Genomic DNA, 12,625 nt, shown 5'->3' on the forward strand with positions numbered 1-12,625 from the left:
CCGTAGCGCCGATGGTAGTGTGGGGTCTCCCCATGTGAGAGTAGGGAACTGCCAGGCATCAAACAAACAGAAAAACCTCATGCGAAAGCATGGGGGTTTTTTGTTGTCTGCGGTTTAAGGAAAAGCGGCCGGACGCCGCCCGGATCGGGCGTCGCGCGCCGCGATCCCTAACCCTTCAGCCGCTAATCTTGCCTCTCACCACCCGCGCTGTTCTTCTAACCAGCGCACAATAAATGCCGCGATCTGCGCAATATCATTTAAATCCAGCTGGGGCAAAGAAGTCATCACCGGCGCATCGCTGGCGACCGCAATAACGTACTTATCGAGAACAAGATCCTCAACACGATGGCCGCCGTTTTGCCGAAAAAGCACGATCTTAGCTACAGGTTCATGCTTAAAACCCTCTACCAACACAACGTCCAGCTTTGAGGCATCCATCCGGCTAACCAGCCACGGCAGGTCTACTTCTTCTTGATCCGGAGTTTCAGTCATCAGCGCCCAGCGCTGCGTACTGGCGACAATAGTCTGCGCGGCACCTGCTTTGCGCAGCTCATAGCTGTCTTTCCCTGGCTTATCGACATCCATATCGTGATGGGTATGCTTTATCAAACCAGGGCGCAACCCCTCGGCGCATAATGCCGGGATCAGCTGCTTTAATAACGTTGTTTTACCGGTTCCGCTCCAGGCAGAAATTGCTAAAACAGGGATCATAACGGCTCCTGCATATCGTGAATATGCTGTAAGTCAGCAAGCGTATTCACATTAATAAACGCAGACTTTACGTCGCTAAAATCGACGCTATGCCCGCCTGCCTGGCGCATAAAGACCATCACTCGCCGTTCGCCGGCCGCCAGATAGGCTTCCAGCTGTGGTATTAGCCGGCGATGTATCAGGGCGATAGCGGGGTGATCCCGCTCCCCATCGTGCGCCCAGACCACCGGTGAGGCCTGCTTCTGCTGCATCAAACGCTCAACCAGAAACGGCGGAATAAACGGCGTGTCACAGGGGCAAAACACAAACCAGGGACACTCTATCTGCTGCATCACCGACAGCATACCGGCCAGCGGTCCGGGAAAATCGCTAAGGCTATCGGTATAGATTGGGTAACCCGTCGCTTGCCAGCTTTGCAGATTACGGTTGGCGCTGATCGCCAGGCTGGTCACCTGCGGTTGCAGCGCATCCGTAACATAGCGCCATAGCGGCTGCCCGTTTAGCGGCTGCAGTCCTTTATCCACTCCGCCCATCCGCGTGGCTTTTCCGCCGGCCAGCACGACGCCGGTTATTGCCTCGCCTTGCATAGAAATATCGCCTCTTTCATTGTGGGATTGACCCTGTTAACTTGTCCCTATCAAGAGTAAGGAGCATGACCATGAAATGTAAACGTCTGAATGAAGTTATTGAACTCCTCCAGCCAGCCTGGCAAAAAGAGCCGGAACTGAATCTGATTCAATTCTTGCAGAAACTGGCGAAAGAGGCCGGTTATAAGGGGGAACTCGCCGATCTTTCTGACGATATTCTTATTTACCATCTGAAGATGCGTGACTCGACAAAAGAAGCCGTTATTCCAGGGATTAAGAAAGACTACGAAGAAGATTTCAAAACGGCGCTACTGCGCGCTCGCGGCGTGATTAAAGAGTAAAAGGTTGTAAGTGCGACCACAGAATGAGTTATGAGATGATATCCTGAACTATTCGTACGATTATCGGATGTCAGGATGCACGATAAGGCTTTCAATTTTCAGACGCTTCACCCGGATACCATCATCGATGGCCTGTTTGATCTGGGGATGCGGGTAGACTCAGGTCTCACTCCGCTAAATAGCTATGAAAACCGCGTTTACCAGTTTCAGGACGAAGATCGCCGCCGCTATGTGGTGAAGTTCTATCGTCCTGAGCGTTGGTCTGCCGAACAGATCCTCGAAGAACACCAGTTTACCTTCCAGCTAGAGCAGGATGAGGTGCCCGTCGCCGCGCCGCTGCGCTTCAACGATCGCTCGCTTCATCAACACCAGGGCTTCTTCTTTGCCGTTTTCCCAAGCCTTGGCGGGCGTCAGTTTGAAGCAGATAACCTTGATCAGATGGAGTGGGTAGGGCGTTTTCTTGGCCGCCTGCATCAAACCGGGCGCAAGCAGCTCTTTGTTGCCCGACCAGAGATCGGCATTAAGGAATATTTACTCGAGCCGCGCGCGGTCTTTGAGCACTCAACGCTGATACCGGCCGGTCTGAAGGGACGTTTTCTCGCTGCGGTGGATAAGCTGATCGAGGCGGTCACGGCGAAATGGGACGGCGGCGCTAAGATCCTGCGCCTGCACGGTGACTGCCATGCCGGAAATATTCTCTGGCGCGATGGCCCGCTTTTTGTCGATCTGGATGATGCCCGCAACGGCCCCGCTATCCAGGATCTCTGGATGCTGCTGAACGGTGATAAAGCCGAACAGCGCATGCAGCTGGAGACGATCGTTGAAGCTTATGAAGAATTCAGCCCGTTTAACACCGACGAAATTGCCCTCATCGAACCTTTACGCGCCATGCGCTTAGTCTACTACCTTGCGTGGTTGCTGCGACGCTGGGACGATCCTGCCTTCCCTATCAACTTCCCATGGCTGACCGAGGAAGACTACTGGCGCGGGCAGACCAAAACTTTTCTTGAGCAGGTGAAGGTTCTACAGGAACCCCCTCTTCAGTTAACGCCAATGTATTAATCTGATATTTCCAGGAGAGAGTTAAAAATGAAAAAAATTTGGCTGGCGCTGGCTGGTATGATTCTGGCTTTTAGTGCATCCGCTGCCCAGATAACCGACGGCAAGCAGTACATTACCCTCGAGAAGCCGGTTGCCGGCGAGCCTCAGGTGCTCGAATTCTTCTCGTTCTACTGCCCGCACTGCTATCAGTTTGAAGAAGTGCTGCACGTTTCTGACAACGTGAAGAAAAAGCTGCCGGAAGGCGTCAAAATGACCAAGTACCACGTTGAGTTCCTTGGCCCGCTGGGCAAAGATTTAACTCAGGCGTGGGCGGTGGCCATGGCGCTGGGCGTTGAAGATCGGATCACCGTGCCGATGTTTGAAGCGGTGCAGAAAACACAAACCGTGCAGACCGTTGCCGATATTCGCAAAGTCTTCGTTGATGCCGGCGTGAAGGGGGAAGATTACGATGCGGCCTGGAACAGCTTCGTGGTGAAATCTCTGGTTGCCCAGCAGGAAAAAGCCGCGGCTGACCTGCAGCTGCAGGGCGTACCGGCGATGTATGTTAACGGTAAATATCAGCTGAACCCGCAGGGAATGGATACCAGTAATATGGACGCATTTGTCGCCCAGTATGCTGATACCGTTAAGCAGCTGGTTGAGAAGAAATAAAAAAATAACGCCGGTCAGTGACCGGCGTTGTTGTTTCCGGGCTCAATAAAGTTACTTTTCCTGCCGTTGTAGCATTTCCGTCAGCCGGGCGTCTTTTTCTTGCCATAACTCGTTCAGCCAGCGCTGAAAGCGACGTTTAAAGTTCTTATCATTCACGTAATCACCGTGCAGCTCCCCAGCGACGGGCATCAGATTAACCTGCACCGTAATGCGCGTGAGGCGGCCGCAAAGCATATCGTAAAAGGGGCGTCGGTTATTCTGTGGATAGCATAACGTCACGTCCAGCAGCTTATCGAACTGACTGCCCAGTACGTTTAGCGCCATCGCAATGCCCGCCGCCTTTGGGGGCAATAAATTGGCGTAAGGCGAACGGGTCTGGTGCTGCTTTTCCTCGGTGAAACGCGACCCTTCGACAAAGTTAACGATGGTCGTTGGGTAAGCGCGGAATTTCTCGCAGGAGCGACGGGTCGTTGCAACATCTTTGCCGCGGCGCTCCGGGTGGCGGATGAGATAGCCTCGCGAGTAGCGGCGCATAAAGGGCATATCCAACGCCCAGCAGGCAAGACCGATAAAAGGCACCCAGGCTAGCTGCTGCTTGAGGAAGTATTTGTTCATCGGTATATGCTTGCGGAACAGCACGCAGAGCACCACGATATCTGCCCAGCTATGATGATTGCTAATGAGCAGATACCAGTTCTTTTTATTCAGCCCTTCAAGACCCTGCACGTCCCACTTCAGCCCCGGGTTGAGGTACAGCAGCAGCGCCAGCCCTTCGCACCAGCAGTACATCATGAAATTACAAAAATGAGAGATAGCGCGCCATACCGCAGGGATCGGCACCAGCAGTTTAATGACTCCGGCGATGATAATCGGTACGGAACAAATAATGGTAACCAGGATGGTAAGAGTGATACTTAGAGGAAGCGTTATCGCTGCGAGTAATCTCGACATAGTTATTTTATTCAGAAAGTTAGGCTGAGAAAGAGCGCGATTAAACGGCGCAAGAGCCTGATTTTATCAGAAAACGCAGCAAATGACGGGTCTAACGAGAATAGAAAAACAGGCGGATCTTATATCCACATGGAGCATTGAGTCATAGTGACGGCTTTAAATCAATAAAATATATATAACACCATGATAAATAAAAACTAATTATAGTGATGTGCGTTTTTTTTCACACGCACCGGCTACCGGCCTAAAACTATGCACAAACTTATCCACAGATAGCCGTACCGCAGGATCGACCGGATCGATGAATCTTTTCGGCGAAATGTGGGAAAAATTCAGGTTTTCATGCCTGTCTGTGGCATCCTTTATCCATAATCTGATAAACAGGCACGGAAATTATGGTTCAGATCCCTGAAAACCCCCTCATCCTCGTTGACGGCTCCTCTTACCTTTACCGGGCGTATCACGCATTCCCGCCGCTGACCAACAGCGCAGGCGAGCCGACCGGCGCAATGTACGGCGTGCTGAATATGCTGCGAAGCCTGATCCTGCAGTACCAGCCCACCCATGCCGTGGTGGTGTTTGATGCCAAAGGAAAAACTTTCCGTGACGAACTGTTTGAGCACTACAAATCCCACCGTCCGCCGATGCCAGACGATCTGCGCGCGCAGATTGAGCCGCTGCACACGATGGTGAAAGCGATGGGCCTGCCGCTGATGGCGGTACCGGGCGTGGAGGCTGACGATGTGATTGGCACCTTGGCGCGTGAGGCTGAAAAAGCGGGTCGTCCGGTATTGATCAGTACCGGCGATAAGGACATGGCCCAGCTGGTCACTCCGGGTATCACCCTGATTAACACCATGACCAATACGATCCTCGGCCCGGATGAAGTGGTGACGAAGTACGGCGTTCCGCCAGAGCTGATCATCGATTTCCTCGCCCTGATGGGCGACTCCTCGGATAACATTCCAGGCGTTCCGGGGGTCGGAGAGAAAACCGCTCAGGCCCTGCTACAGGGATTGGGTGGCCTTGATACGCTGTATGCCGAAGCGGAAAAAATCGCTGGCCTGAGCTTCCGTGGCGCCAAAACAATGGCGGCGAAGCTCGAGCAGAATAAAGAGGTGGCGTACCTCTCCTACCAGCTGGCAACCATTAAAACAGACGTGGAGCTGGATCTGAGCTGCGAAGAGCTGCTGGTTGTGGAACCGGCGGCGGACGATCTGCTGACGCTGTTCAAAAAGTATGAATTCAAGCGCTGGATAACCGACGTGGAGTCCGGCAAATGGATGCAGGCAAAAGGGAGCAAGCCTGCGGCAAAACCGGCGCAAGCGGCGGTGGCTGAAGAAGAGGTTGTTGAAGCTGCGGCAACGCTGTCTGCCGAAAACTACGTCACCATTCTTGATGAAGAGACGCTAACGGCGTGGATTGAGAAGCTCAAGAAAGCGCCGCTGTTTGCTTTTGATACGGAAACGGACAGCCTGGATAACATCTCGGCCAACATGGTCGGCCTGTCGTTCGCTATCGAACCCGGCGTTGCGGCCTATGTACCGGTTGCGCATGATTATCTCGATGCGCCGGATCAGATCCCGCGCGATCGCGTGCTTGAGCTGCTCAAACCGCTGCTGGAAGATAACAGCCTCCTCAAAGTTGGGCAAAACCTGAAGTACGACCGCGGGATTTTGGCGAACTATGGCATTGAGCTCCGCGGCATTGCCTTCGATACGATGCTGGAGTCCTACATCCTTGATAGCGTGGCCGGGCGTCATGACATGGATAGCCTCTCCGATCGCTGGCTTCAGCATAAAACCATTACCTTTGAAGAGATTGCCGGCAAAGGAAAGAATCAGCTTACGTTTAACCAGATTGCGTTGGAAGAAGCGGGCCGCTATGCGGCTGAAGATGCCGACGTCACTCTGCAGCTGCACCTGAAGATGTGGCCGAAGCTGCAGCAGCACGAAGGGCCGCTACACGTATTTAAAAATATCGAAATGCCGCTGGTACCGGTGCTATCCCGCGTTGAGCGCAACGGGGTTAAAATTGATCCGGCGGTGCTGCATGCCCATTCTCAGGAGATCGCTAAGCGCCTGGTTGAGCTGGAGCAGAAGGCCTATGAGATCGCCGGGGAAGAGTTCAATCTCTCCTCACCGAAGCAGCTGCAAACGATTCTGTTTGAAAAGCAGGGCATTAAACCGCTGAAGAAAACTCCAGGCGGCGCGCCGTCGACTTCGGAAGAGGTGCTGGAAGAGCTGGCGCTGGACTATCCGCTGCCGAAGGTGATTCTTGAGTACCGCGGGCTGGCCAAGCTGAAGTCGACGTATACCGATAAGCTGCCGCTGATGATTAACCCCAAAACCGGCCGGGTCCATACCTCATACCATCAGGCCGTTACCGCCACTGGGCGTCTCTCTTCTACGGACCCTAACCTGCAAAATATACCGGTGCGTAACGACGAAGGGCGACGCATTCGCCAGGCGTTTATCGCGCCGCAGGATTATCTCATCGTCTCTGCCGACTACTCGCAGATTGAACTGCGCATCATGGCCCATTTATCTCGCGATAATGGCCTGCTGACCGCTTTTGCCGAAGGGAAAGATATCCACCGGGCGACGGCGGCGGAGGTCTTTAGCCTGCCGCTGGAGAGCGTCAGCAGCGAGCAGCGTCGTAGCGCTAAAGCGATCAACTTTGGTTTGATTTACGGCATGAGCGCATTCGGCCTCGCACGCCAGCTCAATATTCCGCGCAGAGAAGCGCAAAAGTATATGGATCTCTACTTCGAGCGCTATCCGGGCGTGCTGGATTATATGGAGCGCACCCGCGCGCAGGCGAAAGAGCAGGGATATGTTGAAACCCTGGACGGTCGTCGGCTCTATCTCCCGGACATCAAATCCAGCAACGGCGCACGTCGTGCGGGCGCTGAGCGAGCGGCAATCAACGCGCCAATGCAGGGGACGGCTGCGGATATCATTAAACGGGCAATGATTGCCGTTGATGAGTGGCTGCAGACCGAGAAGCCGCGGGTGCGGATGATCATGCAGGTGCACGATGAACTGGTCTTTGAAGTGCATAAAGATGACCTCGATAGCGTGGCGAAAAAGGTCCATGAATTAATGGAAAACAGCACCACGCTGGCGGTTCCGCTGCTGGTGGAAGTGGGTAGCGGAGAAAACTGGGATCAAGCGCACTAAGTATTTCGTGGAGAGAGCGTTTTTCTGTAAGTAAGCAACATAACTTATAGCGTTTTGTGACGATCATTCGAATTTGCTATGTAAAGAGTGAAAAAAAACTACAAAAAGTGCTTTCTCCCTAACTGAAAGAAGAGTAGAGTTAATGACGTAGGGTACAGAGGTAAGATGTTCTATCTTTCAGACCTTTTACTTCACGTAATCGGATTTGGCTGAATATTTTAGCCGCCCCGGTCATTTATGACCGGGGCGTTTTTTATTGCGCGAAAGAAAAGTTTTTATCGACCGGAATGGTGGGCGCTGGCCTGATTTTGTCGCCCGAATAAGGCGCTAAGCGCCGTTATCCGGGGAGTCTGACGGAGATTACTCCCCGTCTTCGATCTCTTCCTGAGGAGGGATTTCGTTAAACCAGCTATCGAGCTTCTGCCGCAGCTTATCGACGCCTGATTTCTTCAGCGAAGAGAATGCCTCAACCTGCACATCACCGTTAAAGGCGAGTACCGCCTCACGCACCATATTGAGCTGCGCTTTACGGGCTCCGCTGGCCAGCTTATCGGACTTAGTCAGCAGCACCAGCACCTGGATATCGCTTTCTACTGCCCATTCGATCATCTGCTGGTCGAGGTCTTTCAGCGGATGGCGAATATCCATCAAAATAACCAGCCCTTTCAGACACAGGCGTTTTTCGAGGTATTCACCCAGCGCCCGCTGCCATTTGATCTTCATCTCCTCGGGAACCTGAGCGTAGCCGTAGCCCGGTAAATCGACCAGGCGTTTACCGTCGGCAACTTCGAACAGGTTAATCAGCTGGGTACGCCCCGGCGTTTTTGAGGTACGCGCCAGGCTTTTCTGATTAGTCAGCGTATTCAGGGCGCTGGATTTCCCGGCATTTGAGCGACCGGCAAACGCCACTTCGATTCCGGTATCGGAAGGAAGATGGCGGATATCCGGTGCGCTGGTGACAAAATGCGTCTGTTGATAGTTCCAGTTGGTCAAGACTGTCGTCTCCGTTAAATAAGGCTATGGCGGGGATTATACCTGAACAACAGAAAAAGGCTGTTTTTACCGCATCCCTCAAATTAAGGCGCTGTAGGTTAAAACCATATACTTTGTAAGACATTGACCATTCGTGGTATGGGAAATACATGAAAAAGATTGGTGGCTTAATGGTTAAAATCATTATTTATCAATGAATTATCTCTTGAAGAAAATTCCGAAAATTGCCTTTTTGCACGGTACCTGGTTGTAGGATTCCTTTAACCCGGTAAAGTAGTGGTCAAGGCGAGGATGCCAACAGGAACAGGGCTCAGGATGAGCGGTCAGGGAGCGCCAGGAGGCGAAGACCAGGGATTGTCAGGATGACCAGCGTCTGGAGACGTTTTCAAAGGGAAAAGGATGTAACAAGGAACGTTATTAGCTAAGGGAAAGACAGGGTTTGTCGTTAGCTAACATGGAAAGTGGAAACCCTTTAAGGGTTGTTCGTGAGGAAAAAGGCGACAGAGTAATCTGTCGCCTTTTTTCTTTGCTTGCTTTCTGCTAGATTCCGCCTCAATTCTATACTGAAGAAAACGATCTGAAGATTACACACCATGAAAAAACCGACATCTGTATCCCGTGGTAAAACACAGCGTAAGACGCGTGAAGAATTGAATCAGGAAGCCCGCGATCGCAAGCGTCAGAAGAAACATCGCGGTCATACGGCAGGAAGTCGCGCCACCGGCGGAGAGGGCTCCTCGGCAGGCAAAAAAGCAGGTCAGCAGCAAGATCCGCGTATTGGTAGCAAGAAACCGATTCCGCTGGGCGTGACCGAGAGCACCCCGGCTACTAAGCAGCACAAACCGAAGAGCGAGAAACCTATGCTTTCACCGCAGGCTGAGCTGGATTTGCTGGAAAACGATGAGCGCCTGGACGCGCTGCTGGAACGTCTGGAAGAGGGTGGTTCCCTGAATGCTGAAGAACAGACCTGGGTTGATGCCAAGCTCGATCGCATTGATGAGCTTATGCAGCAGCTCGGCCTCTCCTACGACGACGACGAAGATGAGGAAGAAGAAGAGCGCAAGGAAGATATGATGCGCCTGCTGAAGGGTGGAAACTAACGTTTGCACTCAGTCGGATTCCCGGTCCTGCTTATAACCCTTCTGGTTATGTGTTATCTGCTGTGGTTATTCGCTAAACTACGACGGTTGTCGCGGCGTCAGAAATGGCTGCGCAACCGGCTCATTACCCGAAGTGCGGTTGGGCCGGGGCGGCGTACCCGCCGGCGGCACCATCGGAAGGAGTGAGCATGACCGTGCAGTTAATCGACTGGGATCTGGCCCTGATCCAAAAATATAACTATTCCGGGCCGCGTTATACCTCGTACCCCACCGCGCTGGAGTTTTCTCCCGAATTTGGCGCCGCTGAGTTCGACGAGGCGGTGGCCCGCTATCCGCAGCGCCCGCTATCGCTGTACGTGCATATCCCGTTTTGCCATAAGCTCTGCTATTTCTGCGGCTGCAATAAAATTGTGACCCGCCAGCAGCATAAGGCCGACCAGTACCTGGACGTGCTCGAGCAGGAGATTATTCATCGGGCCCCGCTGTTTACCGAACGCCAGGTGCGTCAGCTGCACTGGGGCGGCGGAACGCCAACCTATCTGAATAAAGAACAAATCAGCCGGCTGATGAATTTGCTGCGCACCCACTTCAATTTTATTGCCGATGCTGAGATTTCAATTGAAGTCGATCCGCGGGAAATTGAGCTGGACGTGCTTGACCACCTGCGCGCTGAGGGCTTCAATCGCCTGAGTATGGGCGTGCAGGACTTCAATAAAGAGGTGCAGCGTCTGGTGAACCGCGAGCAGGATGAAGACTTTATCTTTGCTCTGCTCAACCATGCGCGTGATATTGGGTTTACCTCTACCAATATCGATCTGATTTATGGCCTGCCGAAGCAAACGCCGGAAAGTTTTGCCTTTACGCTGCAGAAGGTGGCCGAACTCAACCCCGATCGCCTGAGCGTATTTAACTATGCGCATCTGCCCACGCTCTTTGCCGCGCAGCGTAAAATCAAGGATGCGGACCTGCCTACGGCGGAACAGAAGCTGGATATCCTGCAGGAGACGATTGGCTCGCTCACCGATGCCGGCTACCAGTTTATCGGCATGGATCATTTTGCGCGCCCGGATGACGAACTGGCGATTGCCCAGCGTGAAGGCGTGCTGCATCGCAACTTCCAGGGCTACACTACCCAGGGCGACACCGACCTGCTGGGGATGGGCGTTTCTGCGATCAGCATGATTGGCAACTGCTACGCGCAGAACCAGAAAGAACTGAAGCACTACTATCAGCAGGTTGATGAAACCGGGAACGCCCTGTGGCGCGGCATTGCGCTGACCCGCGATGACTGCATACGCCGGGACGTCATCAAATCGCTGATCTGTAATTTCCGTCTCGATTTTGCTGCCGTCACCGCACAGTGGGACATCGATTGTCAGCACTATTTTGCCGAAGATTTGCAGCTGCTTGCACCGCTGGCGAAAGATGGGCTGGTGGACATCGATGAAAAGGGGATTCAGGTCACGCCGAAAGGCCGCCTGCTGATCCGCAACATCTGCATGTGTTTTGATACCTATCTGCGCCAGAAAGCGCGGATGCAGCAGTTCTCACGGGTTATTTAAGCAAAATCCCGGCGACGCAGGGTTACCGGGGTGATGAAGCGGCTGGCCGAGCGGCCAGCGCGAACCGCGTTATTCCATTCCCAACTCTTTCAGCTTACGGGTAAGCGTGTTTCGTCCCCATCCCAGCAGGCGTGCAGCCTCCTGCTTGTGCCCCTGCGTATGGCGCAGGGCGGTGGTCAGCAGCGTCCGCTCCATTTCCGGCTGAGCCTCAGAGAGCAGGTTTTGATGACCGGATCGCAGGGCGCGATCGGCCCACTGTCCCAGCAGCGTCGCCCAGCTATCCGGCTGCATATGCGTGGGGCTGTCCGGTACCGAGGTTTCAAACAGCTCGCTGGGAAGATCCTGGGTCAGCACCTCCTGACCGGCGGCCATCACCGTCAGCCAGCGGCAGGTATTTTCGAGCTGACGCACGTTGCCGGGCCAGGCCAGGCGGGTGAGCGCCGTTTCCGTTTCCGGGTGCAGCAGCTTAGCTTCAACGCCCAGCTCGCGCGCCGCAACCTGCAGGAAGTGGCGAGCCAGGCGCGGAATATCCTCCCGGCGCTCGCGCAGCGGCGGCAGATGGACGCGAATTACGTTCAGACGGTGGAACAGGTCCTCACGGAATTTACCTTCCTGGACGCGCTGTTCGAGGTTTTGGTGGGTCGCGGCAATGATCCTGACGTCCACCTTCACCGGCGCATAGCCGCCAACGCGATAGAACTGACCGTCGGCCAGCACGCGCAGCAGGCGCGTCTGCACGTCCAGCGGCATATCGCCAATTTCATCGAGAAACAGCGTGCCGCCATCGGCCTGCTCAAAGCGGCCCTGGCGCACGGTGTTAGCACCGGTAAATGCCCCTTTCTCGTGACCGAACAGCTCGGACTCGATCAGGTCTTTTGGGATCGCGGCCATATTCAGCGCGATAAACGGCGCCTTCGCCCGCGGGCTGTGGCGGTGCAGGGCGTGGGCGACCAGCTCTTTACCGGTACCGGATTCACCGTTGATCAGCACGCTAATAGAAGAGCGCGACAGGCGGCCGATAATGCGAAAGACATCCTGCATCGCCGGCGCTTCACCGATGATATCGGCCGTTGGGCTGTTTATCGGCGCATTTCGCGGCTGCTGCTGCTCCTGATAGTGGCTGATAGCGCGGTCAACCAGCGCCACGGCTTCATCAATATCAAAAGGTTTCGGCAGATAATCAAAGGCCCCCTGCTGATAGGCGCTTACTGCCGCATCCAGATCCGAATGCGCGGTCATTATGATGACCGGAAGCATCGGATGGCGTTGCTTAATTTGTTTCAGCAGCGCGAGCCCATCCATCCCCGGCATCCGAATATCAGACAGCAGTACATCCGGGGTTTTGGTGGTGAGTGCATCAAGCACCTCGTTGCCGCTTTCAAACGTTGTACAACTCAAGCCTGCCCCGGTGAGCGCGCGTTCAAGCACCCAACGGATGGAGCTATCGTCATCAACGATCCAGGCTATCCCTCGTTGCATAAACAC

General features: G+C 54.0%; 12 protein-coding genes. 7 read left to right on the plus strand and 5 right to left on the minus strand.

All coding sequences use genetic code 11. The features are described from left to right. Nucleotides 1–195: 195 nt before the first annotated feature. Nucleotides 196–711, minus strand: a complete 516-nt coding sequence (mobB, locus tag EDF75_RS25240) for a molybdopterin-guanine dinucleotide biosynthesis protein MobB (RefSeq protein WP_133601279.1) — start codon at nt 709–711, stop codon at nt 196–198. Then, on the minus strand, nt 708–1,298 hold the full coding sequence (gene mobA / locus EDF75_RS25245; protein WP_133601280.1) for a molybdenum cofactor guanylyltransferase MobA: 591 nt from the start codon (nt 1,296–1,298) through the stop codon (nt 708–710). Before mobA ends, mobB begins: the two co-directional genes overlap by 4 nt. 71 nt (nt 1,299–1,369) lie before the next feature. Here mobA and EDF75_RS25250 point away from each other — a divergent pair, with 71 nt between their 5' ends. The 3 genes from EDF75_RS25250 to dsbA all read left to right on the plus strand — a co-directional run bounded on the left by EDF75_RS25250 (nt 1,370) and on the right by dsbA (nt 3,352). Next, nucleotides 1,370–1,639, plus strand: a complete 270-nt coding sequence (locus EDF75_RS25250; RefSeq protein WP_045853708.1) for a YihD family protein — start codon at nt 1,370–1,372, stop codon at nt 1,637–1,639. A gap of 75 nt (nt 1,640–1,714) precedes the next feature. After that, the gene (locus tag EDF75_RS25255) at nt 1,715–2,701 is read left to right on the plus strand and encodes a serine/threonine protein kinase (protein ID WP_133601281.1); all 987 of its coding nucleotides are present in this window, start codon (nt 1,715–1,717) and stop codon (nt 2,699–2,701) included. Between the two features lie 27 nt (nt 2,702–2,728). Further along, nucleotides 2,729–3,352: a thiol:disulfide interchange protein DsbA gene (gene dsbA / locus EDF75_RS25260; protein WP_041143379.1), complete on the plus strand. Its 624-nt coding sequence runs from the start codon at nt 2,729–2,731 to the stop codon at nt 3,350–3,352. 51 nt (nt 3,353–3,403) lie between these two features. Here dsbA and EDF75_RS25265 read toward each other — a convergent pair whose 3' ends face one another. After that, a complete protein-coding gene (locus tag EDF75_RS25265; RefSeq protein WP_133601282.1) occupies nt 3,404–4,303 on the minus strand; it encodes an acyltransferase in 900 nt (299 codons plus the stop codon). Between the two features lie 395 nt (nt 4,304–4,698). On the opposite strand from EDF75_RS25265, the gene polA reads away from it, so the two are divergent. Continuing rightward, nucleotides 4,699–7,485: a DNA polymerase I gene (gene polA / locus EDF75_RS25275; protein ID WP_133601283.1), complete on the plus strand. Its 2,787-nt coding sequence runs from the start codon at nt 4,699–4,701 to the stop codon at nt 7,483–7,485. Between the two features lie 165 nt (nt 7,486–7,650). Next, nucleotides 7,651–7,698 (plus strand): small protein SpfP, encoded by a 48-nt coding sequence (gene spfP, locus EDF75_RS27695; protein WP_071892919.1) that lies wholly within the window; start codon nt 7,651–7,653, stop codon nt 7,696–7,698. Between the two features lie 147 nt (nt 7,699–7,845). On the opposite strand, the gene yihA is transcribed toward spfP, so the two are convergent. After that, a complete protein-coding gene (gene yihA / locus EDF75_RS25280) occupies nt 7,846–8,478 on the minus strand; it encodes a ribosome biogenesis GTP-binding protein YihA/YsxC (RefSeq protein WP_041143382.1) in 633 nt (210 codons plus the stop codon). A 593-nt stretch (nt 8,479–9,071) separates the two neighbouring features. On the opposite strand from yihA, the gene yihI reads away from it, so the two are divergent. Both yihI and hemN read left to right on the plus strand, forming a co-directional pair. Then, nucleotides 9,072–9,578 (plus strand): Der GTPase-activating protein YihI, encoded by a 507-nt coding sequence (yihI, locus tag EDF75_RS25285; RefSeq protein WP_133601284.1) that lies wholly within the window; start codon nt 9,072–9,074, stop codon nt 9,576–9,578. Nucleotides 9,579–9,766: 188 nt separating this feature from the next. Then, nucleotides 9,767–11,140, plus strand: coding sequence for an oxygen-independent coproporphyrinogen III oxidase (hemN, locus tag EDF75_RS25290; protein ID WP_133601285.1), 1,374 nt, complete (start codon nt 9,767–9,769; stop codon nt 11,138–11,140). A 69-nt stretch (nt 11,141–11,209) separates the two neighbouring features. Here the strand turns inward: hemN and glnG are convergent, their stop codons facing one another. Further along, nucleotides 11,210–12,619, minus strand: a complete 1,410-nt coding sequence (gene glnG / locus EDF75_RS25295) for a nitrogen regulation protein NR(I) (RefSeq protein ID WP_041143385.1) — start codon at nt 12,617–12,619, stop codon at nt 11,210–11,212. Between the last annotated feature and the right edge of the window lie 6 nt (nt 12,620–12,625).

Source organism: Klebsiella sp. BIGb0149, from assembly GCF_004362605.1.
In the GTDB taxonomy this organism is placed as follows: domain Bacteria; phylum Pseudomonadota; class Gammaproteobacteria; order Enterobacterales; family Enterobacteriaceae; genus Klebsiella; species Klebsiella terrigena.